We start from the raw sequence: 16,746 nt of genomic DNA, 5'->3' as shown, positions 1-16,746 counted from the left end.
CCAGCCTAGCGTCCCGTTCAGCGCGTGAAGAAGGCGTGGGCATCCTTGCGGTGCAGCAGGTACACCCCACCGGCGATGCACACCGATCCGATGATCGCGGTGCCCGCGTAACCCAGCGCTGCCGCCGTCGGCCGGTCGACGCCGAAGAGATTGGTCAGCGCGTAGACGATCGTCGCTGCGCCGCCGCCGGTGAGCAGCGTGCGCGTCCAGCGGTAACCCTGTCGCAGGAGGAGCAGGAAGGTCAGCACCACCGAGACGGCGACGACGAGCAGGATGGCCGACACGCCGTACACCAGGACGGCTGGTCCGCGGACTGGCAGGCTCACCAAGTCGATCACGTAGCCGGCCACCATCAGCGGCACCGCCACCACCCACAGCCAGAAACCGGTGTCGACGTCCTCGGGGCGGGACAGCGGCCCGTGGTCCGTCACGCCAGCCATTCGGCGACGTCGGCCGCCCAGTAGGACAGCACGATGTCGGCGCCGGCCCGGCGGATGCCGGTGAGCGTCTCGAGGACCACCGTGTGCAGGTCGATCCACCCGTTGGCCGCGGCCGCGCTGATCATCGAGTACTCCCCCGAAACCTGGTAGGCGGCAACGGGAACCGGCGACACGTCGGCGGCGGCGCGGATCAGGTCGAGATAGGCCATCGCGGGCTTGACCATGATGATGTCGGCGCCCTCCTCGAGGTCGAGGGCAACCTCGCGCATGGCCTCCCGCGCATTGCCGGCGTCCTGCTGGTACGTGCGGCGGTCGCCCTCGAGGCTGGAGGACACCGCCTCGCGGAACGGGCCGTAGAAACCGGACGCGAACTTCGCCGCATAGGCCAGGATCACCACGTCGGTGTGACCCGCGCCGTCCAGGCCGTCCCGGATCGCCGCCACCTGGCCGTCCATCATCCCGCTCGGCGCGACCACGTGCGCGCCCGAATTCGCTTGCGCGATGGCCATTTCCACGTAGCGATCGTTGGTCGTGTCGTTGTCGACCGATCCGTTCGGTGCGAGCACGCCGCAGTGCCCGTGGTCGGTGAATTCGTCGAGACAGGTGTCGGCCATCAGGACGGTGGCATCACCGAGGTCGGCGGCGAGGTCGCGCAGCGCGACGTTGAGGATGCCGTCCGGATCGGTGCCGACGGATCCGACGGCGTCCTTGTCCTCGTCGCGCGGCACCCCGAACAGCATCAGGCCACCGACACCCGATGCGACGGCCGCCTCGGCAGCCTTGCGCAGCGAATCACGGTTGTGCTGAACGACTCCCGGCATCGATCCGATCGGCTGCGGCTCGCCGATGCCGTCCGCGACGAACATCGGCAGCACCAGATGCCGCGGCTCCAGGGACGTCTGGGCCGCCAGCCGGCGCATGGCCGGAGACGAGCGCAGCCGCCGGGGCCGGTGCCGTGGAAACGACATGGCGGGGCCTCCTCGTACCGCTCTAGCGCCGACGACTCTTCTTGCGCGGCGGGGGTAGCGCACCCTCGGCCCGCAACCGGGCCGCGTGCTCCGCGAGCGCCTCGACGAGCGGACCCACCGCCGCGGTCTCCGGCTGGACGTCGACTCGAAGGCCGAATTCCGCTGCGGTCTCGGCGGTCTTGGGCCCGATGCACGCAACGATGGTGCGCGCATGCGGCTTGCCCGCGATGCCGACCAGGTTGCGCACCGTCGAACTCGACGTGAAGCACACCGCGTCGAAGCCGCCGGTCTTGATCATCTCCCGGGTCTGCGCTGGCGGCGGTGCCGCACGGACGGTCCGGTAGGCGGTGACGTCCTCGATCTCCCAACCGCGCATCCGCAATCCCTCGGCCAGCGTCTCGGTGGCGATGTCGGCGCGCGGCAGCAGCACCCGGTTCACCGGATCGAAGATGTCGTCGTAGGGCGGGAACTCGTCGAGCAGGCCCAGCGAGGACTGCTCACCCGAGGGCACCAGTTCGGGGTTGATGCCGAACGCGCGGACCCGGTCGGCCGTGGCCTGACCGACGCACGCGATCTTCACCCCGGAGAACGCCCGGGCGTCCAGGCCGAACTCGTTGAACTTCTCCCACACCGCGCGAACGGCGTTGGTGGAGGTGAACACCACCCACTGGAAGCGTCCGTCGACCAGACCCTTGACCGCCCGCTCCATCTGGGCGGGGCTGCGCGGCGGCTCGACGGCGATCGTCGGCACCTCGATGGGAAGGGCGCCGTGACCGACCAGCCGGTCGCTCATCTCGCCGGCCTGGTCCTTGGTGCGCGGAACCAGCACGGTCCAGCCGTACAGGGCCCGGCTCTCCCACCAGTTCAGCTTGGCGCGGTTGGCGACGGTCTTGCCGATGGTCGCGACCAGCGGTCCGGCCAGCGGCCCGGCCGGATCGGTGCCGGCCAGGGTGGCCTTGTCGAGCAGACCTGCCAGCGTCGACTCCACCGAACGCTGTTGGCACGTCGTGCCATTCGCGGTGACGACGCAGGGCGTCGAGTCGGTGAGGCCGTATTCGATCAGCGTGCGCGCAGCGTCGGGCAGGTGGGTTGCCGTGGCGTGCAGGATCAGTGGGCCCGGAGCCGCGGCCAGCGCGGCCCAGTCCACGTCGCCGCGCACGTCGGCGACGGTGTGCGACGAACCGAGCGGCAAGCCTGCGTAGGTCGGCACCGCGGCCGCCGGCGCCAGCCCCGGCACGATCTCGAACTGTGCCTGGGTGCGCGCCAGCGCAGCCACCTCGGTGATGACGGCGTCGACCGACAGCGGGTCACCCGCCACCAGCCGCACGACGTCGACACCGGTGCGCGACTCGTGCACCAGCAGTTTGGCCACCTCGGTCGGATCCCCCAGTGCGGGGCGGACATCCGCGCCGCCGGTGATGACGGCCGACGCGGGCGGCTCAGCCGTCACGCCGTCGTCGGTGGGTCGGGCGGCCTCGGCCGGACCAGACGTCGGCGGCAGCTCGGAACCGACGATGGCGAGCACCGCCTCGGGTACGTCAGGGTCCGTGAAGACCAGTGCCGCTCCTGCCAGCACCGCGCGCGCCCTCGTCGTCAACAGGCCCGGATCACCGGGGCCCGCGCCGACGAACGTGATGCGGCCGGGCTTGCTCTTGCGCCCTCGGGTCGTCATCCTTCACTCCCGCTCTGTCGTCCGCTGATCCAACAACTCCCGCGCCCCCAGCTCGAACAGCTCCGCGGCGACCGAGAGACCAAGCTCTGCGGCCCGCTCGGGTGTCCCGATGCCGGACGCACGGATCACGTCGGATCCGTCCAGCGCCGCCACGCAGCCGCGCAGCGACAGCTCCTCGAAGACGTTGCCCTCCTCGTCGATGGACTCGACCACTTCCGCGATCGCACCCACTGGCGCAGAACACCCCGCCTCGAGCTCGGCGAGCAGGACTCGCTCGGCGATGACCGCCACGCGCGTGTCGGAATGGTCCATCTCCGCCAGCAGCGCAGCGAGTTCGACATCACCCGCGCGACACTCCACCGCGAGCGCACCCTGTGCCGGCGCTGGCAACATCTGCACCGGCTCCAGAGTCTCGGTGACGCTGTCTTGCCGTCCGATGCGGACCAGTCCCGCCCGGGCGACGACGACGCCATCGAGATCACCGTTGCTTACCCTGTTCAACCTGGTGTCTAGGTTGCCTCTTAGGGGGCGAATTTCCAAACCGAGACCCAGTGCTCTAAGCTGCGCCGTCCGCCGCGGGCTCGACGTTCCGATCACCGATCCGGCTGGCAACTCCCCGAGGACCAGTCCGTCGCGTGCCACCAAGGCGTCCCTGGCGTCCTCGCGCGGCGGGATGGCGGCGATCACGAAGCGCTCGTCGGCCGCGGTCGGCAAATCCTTGTACGAGTGCACCGCGACGTCGACGCGGCCGTCGGCGATCGCGTCACGCAGGGCCGCGGTGAACACCCCGACGCCGATGTCGGCGATCGGCTGACTGGAGCGGTCGCCGGCCGTGGACACGATGACCAGTTCGGCCGCCTGCCCCTTGGCCACCAGGGCGTCTCTGATGAGGCCGGCCTGAGTGGTAGCCAGCAGGCTGCCCCTGGTGCCGATTCGGATGACCGTATCGCGCGTGAGTGACAAGTGCTTACTCGGCCTTGCCGAGATCCAGCCGCGGGTCAACCGACGCCAAATCTGTTGTAACCATTGTGATTTCACCACCAGAGACCGCGTCAACGGCCTGCGGGTCGAGTTCGAAGAGCTCGCGAAGCGCCTCGGCGTAGCTGTCACCGCCTGGTGTGCTGGCCAGTTGCTTGACGCGGACCGTCGGAGCGTGCAGCAGCTTGTCGACGACGCGGCGCACCGTGCGGGCGACCTCGTCGCGGTGCGTGGCCTCCAGCCCCGGCAACCGGTTGTCCAGCCGCAGCAGTTCGGCCTCGACGACGTCGGCGGCCCGTTGCCGCAACGCCGTGACGGTCGGGGTGACCTCGGCCATCCGTTGTCCAGCAAGGTAGTTGGCGACCTCGGCGGCGACGATGGCGCGGGCGGCTTCGGCGTCGGAGGTGGCCGCGCGGGCGGCCGGTTCGCGCTGGATCCGGTCCATGTCGATGACGAACACACCGGGCAGGCCGGCAACGGCCGCGTCGACGTCCCGCGGCATGCCGAGGTCGCAGATCACCAGCTGCTTGGGCTCCTGACCGTGGGCCAGGCCGCGGTGCACGTCGGCCAGCGAGACCACCGGGCGCACCGCGCCGGTACAGGTGACCACCACGTCGGCGTCGGCCAGGACGGGCTGGATGTGGTCGAACGGGAAGGCCTTGGCGTCCACGCCCTGGGCCCGCAGGTTCTCGGCGAGGCGCTCGGCGCGCGGCAGGGAGCGGTTCACCACGTGCACCCGGCCGATGCCCGCCCGCACCAGGTGCGCCGCGGCCAGTGAACCCATCGACCCGGCCCCGATCACCGCCGCCGAGCGGCCAGCCAGCCCGGATCCATCCCCCCGGTCGCTTCGCACCTGCCCGCCGGCGAGCTGCCGGCCGGCCATGTCCAGCGCCACCGACACCACCGAAGCGCCCGCGGCGTCGATGCCCGTCTCGGAGTGCACGCGCTTGCCGACCGACAGCGCGCGCTGCGCCAGCTCGTGCAGGGTGCGACCGACGGTCTGGTTCGCCTCGGCGGAGGCATAGGAGCGGCGCACCTGGCCGAGCACCTGCTGCTCGCCGAGCACCGCGGAGTCCAGTCCGCTCGCCACGGCGAAGAGGTGCTCGACGGCCGCCTCCGCGTAGCGCACGTAGGCGTACTTGGTGAGGTCGCCGAGCGACATGCCGGACTGTTCGGAGAGCACCGACCCGATGACGGACAGCCCACCGTGGAAGGCCTCGACCACCGCGTAGATCTCGACGCGATTGCAGGTGGAGAGCACCATGGCCTCGGTAACCAGCGAGGACCGCAGCAGCTCTTCGACGATCTTGGCCTGATCGGATTCGTCGGTGCTCAGTTGCTCGAGCACCGATACGGGCGCGCTACGGTGCGAAACCCCGAATAGAAGAACGCTCATGGCCTCGTCATTCGTTTCCCCCGTCGCGTCGCTCGCCCCGGGAATGCCCTCGAAGATATCCGTCTACCAGCTCGCTCTCCAAATTAGCCAGTCTTCGATTCGGCGGCTAACGAGCTCGTAGATCGGCGCGCAGGCGCTCCTCGTCGACCTCCCAGTAGCCGTGCTGGACGCCGTCGAGGAGCACGACCGGCAGCAGATCCCCGTACTCGGCCCGCAGTGCCGGGGCGCCGGCCTCGGCGGCGGCGTCGACGTCGGTCGCCCGCAACGCGAAGCCGAGCTCGTCGGCCAGGGCGGCCAGCTGCGCGGCGGCCTTCTCGCACAGGCTGCACCCGGCGCGGGTCAACAGCTCGACGGCGTGCCCCTCACCCGGTCGCGGCGTTCCCGGCTGCGGTGCGTGCTCGTTCACGGATCCCAGTATCGCGTGCCCTAGTGTTGAGGCGTGTCCGAGTCAGGGGCTGAGGCCGATCTCGAGGCCGGTCTCGGGACCGGTGTCGAGATCGACGCCATCCACGCCGACGTCGCCGGCGAGGAGCGCGACCACGAACTGCCGCCGCCCGATCTGACCGCCGCGGCCTTCTTCGACGTCGACAACACGCTCGTCCAGGGATCCTCGCTGGTGCACTTCGCCAGAGGTCTGGCCGCACGCAAGTACTTCACCTACGGCGACCTGGCGCGATTCGGCTACGCGCAGGCCAAGTTCCAGCTCACCGGCAAGGAGAACAGCGACGACGTCGCGGCCGGGCGCCGCAAGGCGCTGGCGTTCATCGAGGGCCGCCGGACCTCGGAGCTCGTCGAGGTCGGCGAGGAGATCTACGACGAGATCATCGCCGACAAGATCTGGCAGGGCACCCGCGCGCTGGCCGAGATGCACCTCGATGCGGGCCAACAGGTCTGGCTGGTCACCGCGACGCCCTACGAGCTGGCCGCCACCATCGCCCGCAAGCTGGGGTTGACCGGTGCCCTGGGAACGGTCGCCGAGTCGGTGGACGGCGTCTTCACCGGTCGCCTGGTCGGCGAGATCCTGCACGGCGCGGGCAAGGCCCACGCGGTGCGATCGCTGGCGATCCGCGAGGGCCTCAACCTCAAGCGCTGCACGGCCTACAGCGACAGCATCAACGACGTGCCCATGCTGTCGCTGGTGGGCACCGCGGTGGCGATCAACCCGGATGCCGCGCTGCGCGATCTGGCCCGCAAACGCGGCTGGGAGATCCGCGACTTCCGGACCGCGCGCAAGGCGGCCCGCATCGGGGTGCCCTCGGCACTGGCGCTGGGCGCCGCGGGCGGAGCGCTGGCCGCCGTCGTCTCCCGTCGTGGGAATGGACACTGAAACGTCGCTGATAGGCTCGCGCCGCTGAAGCAGGGACCAAGTGGGGAGCAACACCGACCATGAGCATCGCCGAAGAGATCATCGGGACCCACTACCGGTACCCCGACTACTTCCTGGTGGACCGCGAGAAGGTGCGCGAATTCGCCAGGTCGGTCAAGGACGAGCACCCCGCGCACTACACCGAGGAGGCGGCCGCCGAGTGCGGTCAGCCCGCCCTGATCGCGTCGCTGACGTTCGTCGCCGTTGCGGGACGCCGGGTGCAGGCCGAGATCTTCCAGCAGTTCGACGTGCCCATCAACATGGAGCGCGTCCTGCACCGCGACCAGAAGCTGGTGTTCCACCGTCCGATCGTGGTCGGCGACAAGCTGTGGTTCGACTCCTACCTCGACTCGGTGATCGAGTCCCACGGCGCCATCATCACCGAGATCCGCGGCGAGGTCACCGATGACGATGGTCAGCCCGTGTTAACCAGCACCGTCACCCTGTTCGGCGAGTCGACCAACGCCGCAGAGAACGCCGAAGTGACCGCACAGATCGCCGCCGGCCGCGATGCCGCCATGAAGCGGATGATTGCCGGGCAAACCAAGGCGGGGGCCTGATCGAGGGCTTCAGCCTAGGAACGGATTCCTGCGGTTGGCCAGCAGCTGATACAGGGTCTGCTGGATGGTCTCGCGGACCTGATCGGTCAGCTCGAAGGTAACCATCGGATCATCGGCGGCGGACTCGTCGTAGTCCTGCGTGGCGATCGGCTCGCCGAACTGGATGTGCCACTTCGAGGGCAACGGCACCAGGCCGAGCGGCCCCGCCAGCGGAAACAGCGGCGTGACCGGGAAGTAGGGCAGCCCGAACAACCGGGCCAGCAGCTTGACGTCGGCGATCATCGGATAGATCTCCTCCGACCCGACGATCGAGCACGGCACGATGGGTGCGCCCGCCCGCAGCGCGGCGGCCACGAATCCCCCACGCCCGAAACGCTGCAGCTTGTAGCGGTCCCGGAAGCTCTTGCCCAGCCCCTTGTAGCCCTCCGGGAACACGGCGGTGAGCTCGCCGGCGGCGAGCAGACGGTGCGCGTCGGCGGTGCAGGCCATGGTGTGTCCGGCCTTGCGCGCGGCCTGACCCAGCATGGGCATGTCGAAGACCATGTCGGCGGCGAGCAGCCGTAGATCACGATGGGTCGGGTGGTTGTCGTGCACGGCTACCGACGCCATCAACCCGTCGATCGGCAGGACGCCCGCGTGGTTGGCGACGATCAGTGCCGCGCCGGTCTCCGGCAGGTTCTCGATCCCGCTGACCTCCACCCGGAACCAGTTGCGGAACAACCCTCTCAGCAAAGGCAAGAAGATAGCTTCATTGAGGTGCTTGTCGAAGCCGAACTCGTCGACGGTGTATTCACCGGTCATCCGCTTGCGGATGAACTCGGCCACGGCTGCGATCCGCTCGGCCAGTTCGTTGGGTCCCTGATCGGCATCGTCGGTGCCCGCGGCGCCACGCCGCTGGTCGATTTCGCGAACGACCGCGGCGATCTGCTCGGCCGATGCCCTGGTACCGGGATCGTCGATCAGCGACGGGTGGCGACGTGCCCCATCGGCCCGTGCCGCAGCCCGCCTCTGAGCCGATGACCGACTCGAATTGGAATGCAGTGGAATGACTTTCGCCTTGGAATCGCCCGCCACGTCACTACCTTCTCCCCGCCCCGTTGACCAAGCCTAGCGCCCCCAGCGCTGCGCCGCTGCCACCGCGCGGCTCTCGATCGAGCGTACCCAGCGTGGGTCGATGATTGGCGTCAAACCTCGGCCGCGCACGTAATCGTCGAAAGCCTCCGCCGTGGTCCACTTCGGGTTGTAACCTAGGTCCTTCCGCATCCTGCTGGTGTCCATCACCCGGCCGTAGCTCACGTAGTTCAGCTGTTCGCGGTCGAGTTCCGTGTGGCTGGTCGCCCGTCGCAGCGAATCCACGGCGCTCAGCGCCGATCTGGGCACCGGCAGCGCGATCCGTCCCGAGCGGCGGATCGCCTGCGACATCATGATGATCCCGGCCGCACCCACGTTGAACGTGCCGGAGCGACCCGCCACCGTCGCGCGTTCCAGCACGCCGAGCGCGTCTTGTTCGTGCAACAGCTGCAGGCGGGCGTCGTGCCCGAGCACGGTAGGCACGACCGGCCCCGCGAGGTAGCGCGAGAGCGCGGTGTCCATCGCCGGTCCGATCATGTTGGCCAGCCGCAGGATGGTCACCGCGAGGTCAGGACGCCGCCGGGCCAGCCCACGGGCGTATCCCTCGATGTCGATGCTGTCCTGAGCGAAGCCCTCACCGGGCGGTCGCCGGGCACTGCCGTCCTCGGTGAACAGCACCGGGTCGTGCGGACTCGAGCCGTACACCTCGGAGGTGGACTTGAGGATGACGCGGCGCACCGAGGGCGTCTTCTGACAGGCCGCGAACAGCTGCATCGCGCCCATCACGTTGAGTTCCTTCAGCGCCGCCCGCCCACCGGCCCGCGGCGCGTAGGACGCCGCCGCGGCGTGCACCACGGTATCCACGTCGCCATTGCGAATCACCTTGGCAATGAACGGGTTCCGGATGTCGGCGCGGACGAACTCGGCCCGCCCCATCCGTCGCAGCAGATCCTTGCTCGGCGTCACCGCATCGACCGCGATGACGTGATCGATCGACGGATTCTGCGCCAGGCGCGCGGTCAGGTACCCGCCGAGAAATCGGCAGGCACCGGTGACCAGCACTACCTTCGGGTGCTCCGCGGCGTCCCTGGAGTTCGAGCCACCGGAGCCCTGCCCGCCGTTCTGGGGCGGCCGTCCGGTCGAATCCATCGGCACAGCCTAACGGCAGAAGCGTGGAGCTACTTACCGAGTTTTCTGCGCTGCACCCGAGTACGACGAAGCAACTTGCGGTGCTTCTTCTTCGACATGCGCTTGCGCCGCTTCTTGATGACTGAACCCATGAACTCCGCTACCTAAGACATCGCCAGGCGTTAGTGCCTAGTGAACCGAACCGTCACCTTACCCGGCGAGGACGGAGGCACGAAAACGGCTGCTGATGCCCCTGGGTCGCACGGGGCCAACCGCACCTATCCGGCGTCGAAGTACGACGTCTCCAGGAGGTCGTGCACGGCCTTGGCGTGCACACGGAAGGACCGGCCCACGCGTACCGCGGGCAGTTCACCGTTGTGGACGAGCCGATAGACCGTCATCTTGCTCACCCGCATCAGGCTCGCGACTTCCGCGACGGTGAGGAATTGCTGCCGCGGAGGCTCACCGCCCGAGCCATCGCGCGCCGACTTACCACTAGCGGAATCACGTGCCGATGGCCCGTTCATAGACGTCATCGCAACCCAATCAATCAGGCACGCCGCTCCAGCGGCTTCCCCACCGCTGGCGCAGAGCGCGCATACCTCAGGGAGAATAGCGTGGCCATTGGGGTTATTGCGACGGGTGTGGGCTAATCCGTCCGAAATTCCCGAACTACTCCGATGTAATTCCTAGCTGCTCAGAGCGGGTTTTTGCCGCCGCGACGGCCTCGGCTACCGCGGCCCGCAGACCCCCCCGCTCCAATTCCCGCAGACCAGCCGCGGTGGTGCCCCCCGGAGAGGTGACCGTGGCGCGCAGCTGAGCGGGGCTGGTGTCCATTGCCGTGCCAGCGGCGCCGTCACCCGACGCGGCGGCGCGGTCGAGGCTCTCCAGCAACATCGCCGCCGAACCGGCCATCGTTTGCGCCGCCAGATCGGTGGCCACCGCGCGGGGCAGCCCGACGGCCACACCCGCATCGACGAGCGCCTCGACCATCAGGAAGAAGTACGCCGGACCCGAGCCCGACAGCGCGGTGACCGCGTCGAGTTGAGACTCCGGGACGGTCAGCACCCCGCCGACCGCGTCGAAGATCGCCGAGACCTCCTTGAGCTGCTCCGCCGTCGCGAAGCGGCCCGGCGCCAGCGCGCTGACCCCGCCACCGACCACGACCGGGGCGTTCGGCATCACCCGGATGACCGGTGCCCCGGCCGGCAGGTTGGCCTCGAAGTAGGCGGTGCTGACGCCGGCGGCCACGGTCACGAAGACCTGCTCGGCGCTGCTGTTCTCGGCCCGTGCGGCGGCTTCGGCGATGTCGCCGATCACCAATTCGACATCGGACGGCTTGACCGCGACGACGATGAAGGCCGCGTTCTCGGCGGCGTCGGCCACCGTCGTCACCAGCACCGAGTAGGTGTCCGACAGGTACTTCGCCCGGTCCGGGTGCTTCTCGGCGATGACCATGTCCTTGGCCTGCCGCCCCGAGCGCAACAGCCCGGAAAGCAGTGCCTCGCCGATACTTCCGCCACCGATGATCGCAATTCTCGCCACGGACGCAAGCATTGCACGCCCGCGCGCGTAAGCTACGCCGGCGCCTGGGGCACCAGCGCCAGTTGCCGGGACTGCACGATGATGCGCCCCTCACAGTCCACGACCACGTGGTCCTCGTCGAACCACTCCTGGCCGATTTGCATCGTCGTGCACATCACCCGCAGCCAACCGTCGGCCGGCCGACCACGAAGGTAGGCAGTCAGCTGAACCGTTGGGGCCCAACCGAACCGGTTCACCCCGAGGGTGACCGGGGCCGAGACGTCACCGCACAGCAGCGCGAACAGCACGTCTGGCGAGCCCTCCCGCGGACGCACCCAGTACTCGATCACCGGCGGGCCGCCGTCGGCGCGCGGGGACATCGTCGTCAGCGACGGTCGGATGTCGCAGCCGTGGGCAAGATGCACGATGTCGGCCATCGGGTGCCCGGGTCCAATCGGTTCGAGGCCCGGCGGCGGGTCCGGCGTCATCAAGGGCACCACCGGATTGGCCGACAGCAGCGGCGCCACGTGATGTTCGGGCTGGGCCAGGGTCATCGCCGCCCGCACCGCTGTCCGCTGCCCCTGGACGAGCTCCACGTCGACGAGGTTCACCCGGCGACCCCGTTTGCGGATGGTGGTGACCACGCGCAGCGGCCCGGGGTCGGGGGCCCACAGGAAGCTGCCCGACACCGCGATCGGCTCGATGTCCTCGGCACCGGACGGATCGATGGCCGTCCGGGCGGCCTTCGCACACAGCGCCAGCATCGCGCCGCCGTGCACCTTCGGCCCGATCGTCCAGTGCTCGTCGAGCACGCCATCGAAGGCGCGAACGTCGCTGCCGTCCTCCGCGGCCACCGGCGTCAATTCCATTGCCTCGGCGAAGGAAGCAGATTCACCCACGACGACCCCAATCCTCCATCAGCGCAATAGATGAGTTCGGGCGAACTCCAGCGACTCGGTCAGCAGATCCTCGCGTTCGGCGGCCGTCCGCGCGCCAGAGGTGGTGACCTCGAGGATGACGTGGCCGGCGAAGTTGCTGGCCGCCAGCATCTGGCAGATCTCGGCGGCCGGCTGCGTACCGCGGCCCGGCACCAGGTGTTCGTCGGTGGAGGCGCCGCTGCCGTCGCAGAGGTGCAGGTGCACCAGCCCGTCGCCCATCCGGGCGGCCATGTCGACCGCGTCGGTGCCCGCCGTCGCCGAATGCGACAGGTCCAGCGTGTAATGCGCGTGCTTGCCGTCCAGCGGGTCGTAGGACGGCGCGAACGCCGACACCGCCACTCCGGGCGTCCCCCCGCGCTTGCGCATCCGGGAGATCGACGACTGGCCGGTGCCGAAGATGCGGTCGGCGCGGAACGGGAACATGTTCTCCACGGCGACCATTACGTCGCTGGTCGACTCCAGCTCGGCGACCTGTTCGGTGAAGCCCTCTGCGTACCGCCGCTGCCACCGAAACGGCGGATGCACGACGACGGTCTGCGCACCGAGTGTCTCGGCGGCCCGCACGCTGCGCTCCAGCTTCGAGATCGGGTTGGCACCCCACACGCGCTGCGAGATCAGCAGGCACGGCGCGTGCAGGCTCAGCACCGGGACGTCGTACTGCTCGGACAGGCGTTGGACGGCCGGGATGTCCTGGCTGACCGACTCCGCCCACACCATCAGCTCCACGCCGTCGTAACCGAGTTTGGCGGCGTACTCGAAGGCGGCCTCGGTCCTCAACGGGTAGACCGAGGCAGTCGACAGACCTACCTTGATGGCGGGGCGCACGAGGCGGGTCAGTGCGACTGGAGCAGTGCCAGGGGGCCCAAGGTCACCAGTGCGCCGACCGCCACCGCGATCAGGGTGCTGCCGATGTCCTCGGTCTTGCGCACCACCCGCACCCCGACCACCAACCCGAGGATGACCAGGACGGACAGCACCAGCGCGACGATGGTGTTCCAGCGCCACAGTTGATCGAAGGCGATGAACAGACCCGCGCCGAACGCGACGGCGAGGATGCACTGCACCACCACCCACACGCCCCTGACGAATGCCGAGCTGCCCTGCTGGCCGCTCGCCGCGGGCGTCTCGACCGCCGCGGGCTCGGCCGCGAGGTCCTCACCGAGATCGATGTCCTCCGGGCCGGGCCGCGGACCGCGCCTGGCTGCCTCGTCGGCGACCGACTGACCCCCGAACAGCGTGTCGGAGCCGGACCGCAGATAGGTCGGCACCTCTTGCTTGATCGTGGCGCCCTGGTCGACCACGGGCTCGTCGAGCACGTCGTCGAAGACGTCATCGGGCCCAAGGTCGGGGAGTTCGTCCTCGTCGATGACGGGGTCCGGGCTCATCTGCTCGGCGCCCCCGAGCTGCGCCGGGAAGGATCCGGTCGTGGCTGCCCTAGGTCGCCGCGGGGGCGGCGGCGTGAAGTCGATGGGATCGGGTTCGGAGTCCCGCTGCTGCAGGTGGGCCTGGTAGTCGGCCTCCGCCTCGGTGAGAGCGGGTTCGGGGGCGGGCGCCGGCTCGACCTCGGCTTCGGCCTCAGATTCGGCCTCGACCTCGGCTTCGGGTTCGGGTTCGGCTTCAGGTTCGGGTTGGGCCTCCGCGTCGGGGCCGGTCGCCGGCTCGACCTCTGGTTCGGATCGTGCCTCTGGCTCGACGGGCTCGGCGACCTCGTCCTCGACCGGTGGTGTGGGTACGGGCTCCGCGGCGACGGTGCGCATCGAACCGGTGTTGACGATCGGGATCTCGCCGGTAAGTTCGGCCACGGTCACGGCGTCGCTGTTGCCGCGGCGGCGACGGCGTCGGCCGCCCACCGGAGGGGCGCCGATGGTGCCGTTCTTGGCCAGCAATTCGGCGACCGAGATGGGCCGGGTACTGGTGTCGTCGGAATCCGTCATCGCGTGCCCCTGGCCTTGACCAAGTCGGCCGACGTCCCAACCAGGGCGGTGCCGTCGGCCTCACTGTCGAGTTTGCGCAAGATCAACCCTTCTCGCAACGCCCAGGGGCAAATGTCCACGGTATCGATCGCAAGGGCCTTCATACTCGCTTCGGCAACCAACGCGCCCGCCACGATCTGCGGCGCACGTTCGGCGCTCACCCCTTCCAACTCCGCTCGGTCAGCCGTGGTCATCCTAGAGATGAATGCTATGAGCTGACGTAGTCCTGCAGCTGTCAGTGTCCTCTTCACCCGGGGTCCGGCGCCGGAGGGGGCCGCTCCGGTGAGTCGGGCCAGCGACCGGAACGTCTTCGACGTCGCCACGGTCAGGTCGGGCGCGCCAGCATCGAGCACCCGCGCGCCGGCATCGGCCATCTCGGTGGCGAGCCAGTCCCGCAGCATCGCAACGCGCCGCCGGCCCGGCGGATCGTCCTGCAGCCACTCCCTGGTCAGCCGGCCCGCGCCAAGCGGCAGAGACAGCGCGATGTCGGGCTCCTCGTCCACGCCGCTGGACAGCTCCAGGGAACCGCCGCCGATGTCGATGTTGATGATGCGCCCCGGGCTCCAGCCGTACCAGCGACGCACCGCCAGGAAGGTGAGCCGGGACTCGTCGACACCGGAGAGCACCTTGAGCGCTACGCCCGTCTCCGAAAGCACCCGCGCCAGAACGTCTTCGGAGTTCTTCGCATCGCGCACGGCGGACGTGGCGAACGCCATCAGCTCGGCGCACCCCGAGCTGGCCGCGATCTTGGCGAACTCGTCGATCGTGTCGACGAGCCTGTCGGCACCCTTGCGGGTCAGCTTGCCCGACGAGTCGATCGCCTCCGCGAGGCGCAGCGAGGCCTTCGTGGAGCTCATCGGCGTGGGATGACCGCCGCGCCGGGCATCCACGACCAGCAGATGAACCGTATTGCTGCCAACGTCGAGCACGCCCAATCGCACGAGACCCACGTTATCGGGTCTACCGTTGCATTCCGTGAGCGGATCGCGCCCCGGTGCGCACGAGGGTGGTGTAGGCGGCGAGGTGGATCTCGACTTCGCCCGCGAATGGCTGGAGTTCTACGACCCCGACAACCCCGAACATCTGATCGCAGCGGACATCACCTGGCTGTGCTCGCGGTGGACGTGCGTGTTCGGCACCCCCGCGTGCCAGGGCACCGTCGAGGGACGCCCGGACGACGGCTGCTGCAGCCACGGCGCATTCATGTCCGACGACGACGACGTGGCGCGGCTCGACGACGCCGTCAAGCAGCTGACCGACGAGGACTGGCAGTTCCGCGACAAGGGCCTCGGCCGCAAGGGCTATCTGGAGATGGACGAGTACGACGGCAAGGAGAACCTGCGCACTCGCAAGTACCGCGGCGCCTGCATCTTCCTGAACCGTCCGGGATTCGCCGGCGGCATCGGCTGTGCACTGCACTCCAAGGCACTCAAGCTCGGCGTCGAACCGCTGACCATGAAGCCGGACATCTGCTGGCAGCTGCCCATCCGGCGCAGCCAGGAGTGGGTGGAACGGCCCGACGGCACGCAGGTGCTGCGCACCACGATCACCGAATACGACCGCCGCGGCTGGGGCGAGGGCGGCGCCGACTTGCACTGGTACTGCACCGGCGATCCCAAGGCCCACGTCGGCGCCAGGCAGGTGTGGCAGTCCTACGCCCCCGAGCTGACCGAACTGCTCGGTGAGAAGGCCTACGCCGAACTCGCGGCGATGTGCAAGCGGCGCAGCGTGCTCGGCCTGATCGCCATCCACCCCGCCACCCGCGCAGCCGAGTGAACCGGCGCCATCGGGGTCAGACGTGTTCGAGGATGCGACTCGCAGTCTCGGCGTCGGCGCCGAGGTGCCAATAGGTGATGCCAAGGCGGTCGCGCCACTCGCGCAGCCGCGCCGCGCACTCCGCGGCCGTGCCGACGAGCACGGCGGGTGAATCGGCGAGCACGTCATCCTCGGACTCGACGAGCTCGGCCCAGCTCGACCGCGGACCGCACCGAGCCGGCGCATCGGTGACCCGCACGTGATAGCAGCTGAACTGCAGTTCCGGTGGCGGTCTTCCGGCCGAGCGCGCGGCGGCCCGCACGCGGTCGATCTTGGCCGCGATCGAGGCGGCGCCGAGCTCGGCGACCACGTTGCGATCGATCCGCCCCCGAGGCAATCTCGCGTGCACGCCGACCATCGCCGCCGAGCGGCCGGCGAGCTCGAGCATCCTTGGCCCGCCAGCTCCGACGAGCACCGGCGGACCGTCGGCCTGGACGCACCGCGGTAGTGCCTCCATGCCGTTGACGCGGTAGTGCTCGCCGGTGAAGTCCACCTCGTCCTCGGTGAAGTACAGCCGCAGCACCTCTAGCGCCTCGGCGAGTCGACGCATTCGGACCTCGGCGGACTCGAACTCCAGACCGAGGGCGTGGTAGTCGGCGGGTTGCCAGCCCGCTCCGATGCCGAGCTCGACGCGTCCGCCGGACAGCGCGTCGATCGTGGCGATGTCCTTGGCCAGCAGCGCCGGGTGCTGTAGATCGTTCTGCCCAACCAGGGACAGCACTCGCAGGCGCGTGGTGGAGGCCGCCGCGAAGGCCATGGCCGCCACCAGCCCCAGCTGCCAGCCGTGCACGACGTGGTGTGACACCGACACGGTGTCGAATCCGTGCGCCTCGATCCGTCTTAGGGCGGCAAGCCATTTGGCGGGGTCCCCGGCGAACCGCGGCATCGAGGCGATGAACTTGAGGGCGTACTGCACG

Annotated in this window: 19 protein-coding genes; 3 read left to right on the top strand and 16 right to left on the bottom strand. The window is 69.3% G+C overall.

Annotated features, from left to right (window positions below; all coding sequences use genetic code 11):
- Positions 1-17 precede the first annotated feature (17 nt).
- The 6 genes from SBI80_RS23150 to SBI80_RS23125 form a co-directional block, all read right to left on the bottom strand.
- On the bottom strand, positions 18-440 hold the full coding sequence (locus SBI80_RS23150; protein WP_318977179.1) for a hypothetical protein: 423 nt from the start codon (positions 438-440) through the stop codon (positions 18-20).
- On the bottom strand, positions 428-1,408 hold the full coding sequence (gene hemB, locus SBI80_RS23145; protein ID WP_318977178.1) for a porphobilinogen synthase: 981 nt from the start codon (positions 1,406-1,408) through the stop codon (positions 428-430). The genes SBI80_RS23150 and hemB overlap by 13 nt, the downstream gene beginning before the upstream one ends.
- 22 nt (positions 1,409-1,430) lie before the next feature.
- Positions 1,431-3,080, bottom strand: a complete 1,650-nt coding sequence (locus tag SBI80_RS23140) for a bifunctional uroporphyrinogen-III C-methyltransferase/uroporphyrinogen-III synthase (RefSeq protein ID WP_318977177.1) — start codon at positions 3,078-3,080, stop codon at positions 1,431-1,433.
- Positions 3,081-3,083: 3 nt separating this feature from the next.
- Positions 3,084-4,043, bottom strand: coding sequence for a hydroxymethylbilane synthase (hemC, locus tag SBI80_RS23135; protein ID WP_318977176.1), 960 nt, complete (start codon positions 4,041-4,043; stop codon positions 3,084-3,086).
- A 4-nt stretch (positions 4,044-4,047) separates the two neighbouring features.
- Positions 4,048-5,454, bottom strand: coding sequence for a glutamyl-tRNA reductase (locus tag SBI80_RS23130; protein ID WP_318977175.1), 1,407 nt, complete (start codon positions 5,452-5,454; stop codon positions 4,048-4,050).
- Positions 5,455-5,560: 106 nt separating this feature from the next.
- Entirely contained in the window at positions 5,561-5,860 is a 300-nt protein-coding gene (locus tag SBI80_RS23125) for a glutaredoxin family protein (protein ID WP_318977174.1), read from the bottom strand.
- A 90-nt stretch (positions 5,861-5,950) separates the two neighbouring features.
- On the opposite strand from SBI80_RS23125, the gene SBI80_RS23120 reads away from it, so the two are divergent.
- Together SBI80_RS23120 and SBI80_RS23115 are read left to right on the top strand one after the other, a co-directional pair.
- Positions 5,951-6,781, top strand: coding sequence for an HAD family hydrolase (locus SBI80_RS23120; RefSeq protein WP_318977241.1), 831 nt, complete (start codon positions 5,951-5,953; stop codon positions 6,779-6,781).
- Positions 6,782-6,840: 59 nt separating this feature from the next.
- Positions 6,841-7,380 (top strand): FAS1-like dehydratase domain-containing protein, encoded by a 540-nt coding sequence (locus tag SBI80_RS23115; protein WP_318977173.1) that lies wholly within the window; start codon positions 6,841-6,843, stop codon positions 7,378-7,380.
- A 9-nt stretch (positions 7,381-7,389) separates the two neighbouring features.
- On the opposite strand, the gene SBI80_RS23110 is transcribed toward SBI80_RS23115, so the two are convergent.
- From SBI80_RS23110 to SBI80_RS23070, 9 genes are all read right to left on the bottom strand, one after another.
- Positions 7,390-8,454 (bottom strand): lysophospholipid acyltransferase family protein, encoded by a 1,065-nt coding sequence (locus SBI80_RS23110; RefSeq protein ID WP_318977172.1) that lies wholly within the window; start codon positions 8,452-8,454, stop codon positions 7,390-7,392.
- Between the two features lie 33 nt (positions 8,455-8,487).
- Positions 8,488-9,600, bottom strand: coding sequence for an SDR family oxidoreductase (locus SBI80_RS23105; protein WP_318977171.1), 1,113 nt, complete (start codon positions 9,598-9,600; stop codon positions 8,488-8,490).
- 29 nt (positions 9,601-9,629) lie between these two features.
- A complete protein-coding gene (locus SBI80_RS23100) occupies positions 9,630-9,731 on the bottom strand; it encodes a 30S ribosomal protein bS22 (protein ID WP_003402602.1) in 102 nt (33 codons plus the stop codon).
- 126 nt (positions 9,732-9,857) lie between these two features.
- The gene (locus tag SBI80_RS23095; RefSeq protein ID WP_140696545.1) at positions 9,858-10,115 is read right to left on the bottom strand and encodes a helix-turn-helix domain-containing protein; all 258 of its coding nucleotides are present in this window, start codon (positions 10,113-10,115) and stop codon (positions 9,858-9,860) included.
- A gap of 136 nt (positions 10,116-10,251) precedes the next feature.
- Entirely contained in the window at positions 10,252-11,124 is an 873-nt protein-coding gene (gene proC, locus SBI80_RS23090) for a pyrroline-5-carboxylate reductase (RefSeq protein WP_318977170.1), read from the bottom strand.
- 32 nt (positions 11,125-11,156) lie between these two features.
- A complete protein-coding gene (locus SBI80_RS23085) occupies positions 11,157-11,972 on the bottom strand; it encodes a thioesterase family protein (protein WP_318977240.1) in 816 nt (271 codons plus the stop codon).
- Between the two features lie 48 nt (positions 11,973-12,020).
- Entirely contained in the window at positions 12,021-12,866 is an 846-nt protein-coding gene (locus SBI80_RS23080; protein WP_318977169.1) for a sugar phosphate isomerase/epimerase family protein, read from the bottom strand.
- 8 nt (positions 12,867-12,874) lie between these two features.
- A complete protein-coding gene (locus tag SBI80_RS23075) occupies positions 12,875-13,975 on the bottom strand; it encodes an Rv0497 family membrane protein (RefSeq protein ID WP_318977168.1) in 1,101 nt (366 codons plus the stop codon).
- Positions 13,972-14,955: a Ppx/GppA family phosphatase gene (locus tag SBI80_RS23070; RefSeq protein ID WP_318977167.1), complete on the bottom strand. Its 984-nt coding sequence runs from the start codon at positions 14,953-14,955 to the stop codon at positions 13,972-13,974. The genes SBI80_RS23075 and SBI80_RS23070 overlap by 4 nt, the downstream gene beginning before the upstream one ends.
- A 34-nt stretch (positions 14,956-14,989) precedes the next feature.
- Here SBI80_RS23070 and SBI80_RS23065 point away from each other — a divergent pair, with 34 nt between their 5' ends.
- The gene (locus tag SBI80_RS23065; RefSeq protein WP_318977166.1) at positions 14,990-15,790 is read left to right on the top strand and encodes a DUF3109 family protein; all 801 of its coding nucleotides are present in this window, start codon (positions 14,990-14,992) and stop codon (positions 15,788-15,790) included.
- Positions 15,791-15,806: 16 nt separating this feature from the next.
- On the opposite strand, the gene SBI80_RS23060 is transcribed toward SBI80_RS23065, so the two are convergent.
- Entirely contained in the window at positions 15,807-16,745 is a 939-nt protein-coding gene (locus SBI80_RS23060) for an LLM class flavin-dependent oxidoreductase (RefSeq protein ID WP_318977165.1), read from the bottom strand.
- Position 16,746 lies beyond the last annotated feature (1 nt).

Source organism: Mycolicibacterium sichuanense (assembly GCF_033741125.1).
Lineage (GTDB): Bacteria > Actinomycetota > Actinomycetes > Mycobacteriales > Mycobacteriaceae > Mycobacterium.
This window is presented reverse-complemented; position numbering and strand designations above follow the sequence as displayed.

Coding starts and splice junctions, on each gene's coding strand:
- SBI80_RS23150 (WP_318977179.1), bottom strand. CDS start 440: ATGGCTGGCGTGACGGACCACGGGCCGCTGTCCCGCCCCGAGGACGTC.
- hemB (WP_318977178.1), bottom strand. CDS start 1,408: ATGTCGTTTCCACGGCACCGGCCCCGGCGGCTGCGCTCGTCTCCGGCC.
- SBI80_RS23140 (WP_318977177.1), bottom strand. CDS start 3,080: ATGACGACCCGAGGGCGCAAGAGCAAGCCCGGCCGCATCACGTTCGTC.
- SBI80_RS23130 (WP_318977175.1), bottom strand. CDS start 5,454: ATGAGCGTTCTTCTATTCGGGGTTTCGCACCGTAGCGCGCCCGTATCG.
- SBI80_RS23115 (WP_318977173.1), top strand. CDS start 6,841: ATGAGCATCGCCGAAGAGATCATCGGGACCCACTACCGGTACCCCGAC.
- SBI80_RS23105 (WP_318977171.1), bottom strand. CDS start 9,600: ATGGATTCGACCGGACGGCCGCCCCAGAACGGCGGGCAGGGCTCCGGT.
- SBI80_RS23100 (WP_003402602.1), bottom strand. CDS start 9,731: ATGGGTTCAGTCATCAAGAAGCGGCGCAAGCGCATGTCGAAGAAGAAG.
- SBI80_RS23095 (WP_140696545.1), bottom strand. CDS start 10,115: ATGACGTCTATGAACGGGCCATCGGCACGTGATTCCGCTAGTGGTAAG.
- SBI80_RS23085 (WP_318977240.1), bottom strand. CDS start 11,972: ATGGAATTGACGCCGGTGGCCGCGGAGGACGGCAGCGACGTTCGCGCC.
- SBI80_RS23075 (WP_318977168.1), bottom strand. CDS start 13,975: ATGACGGATTCCGACGACACCAGTACCCGGCCCATCTCGGTCGCCGAA.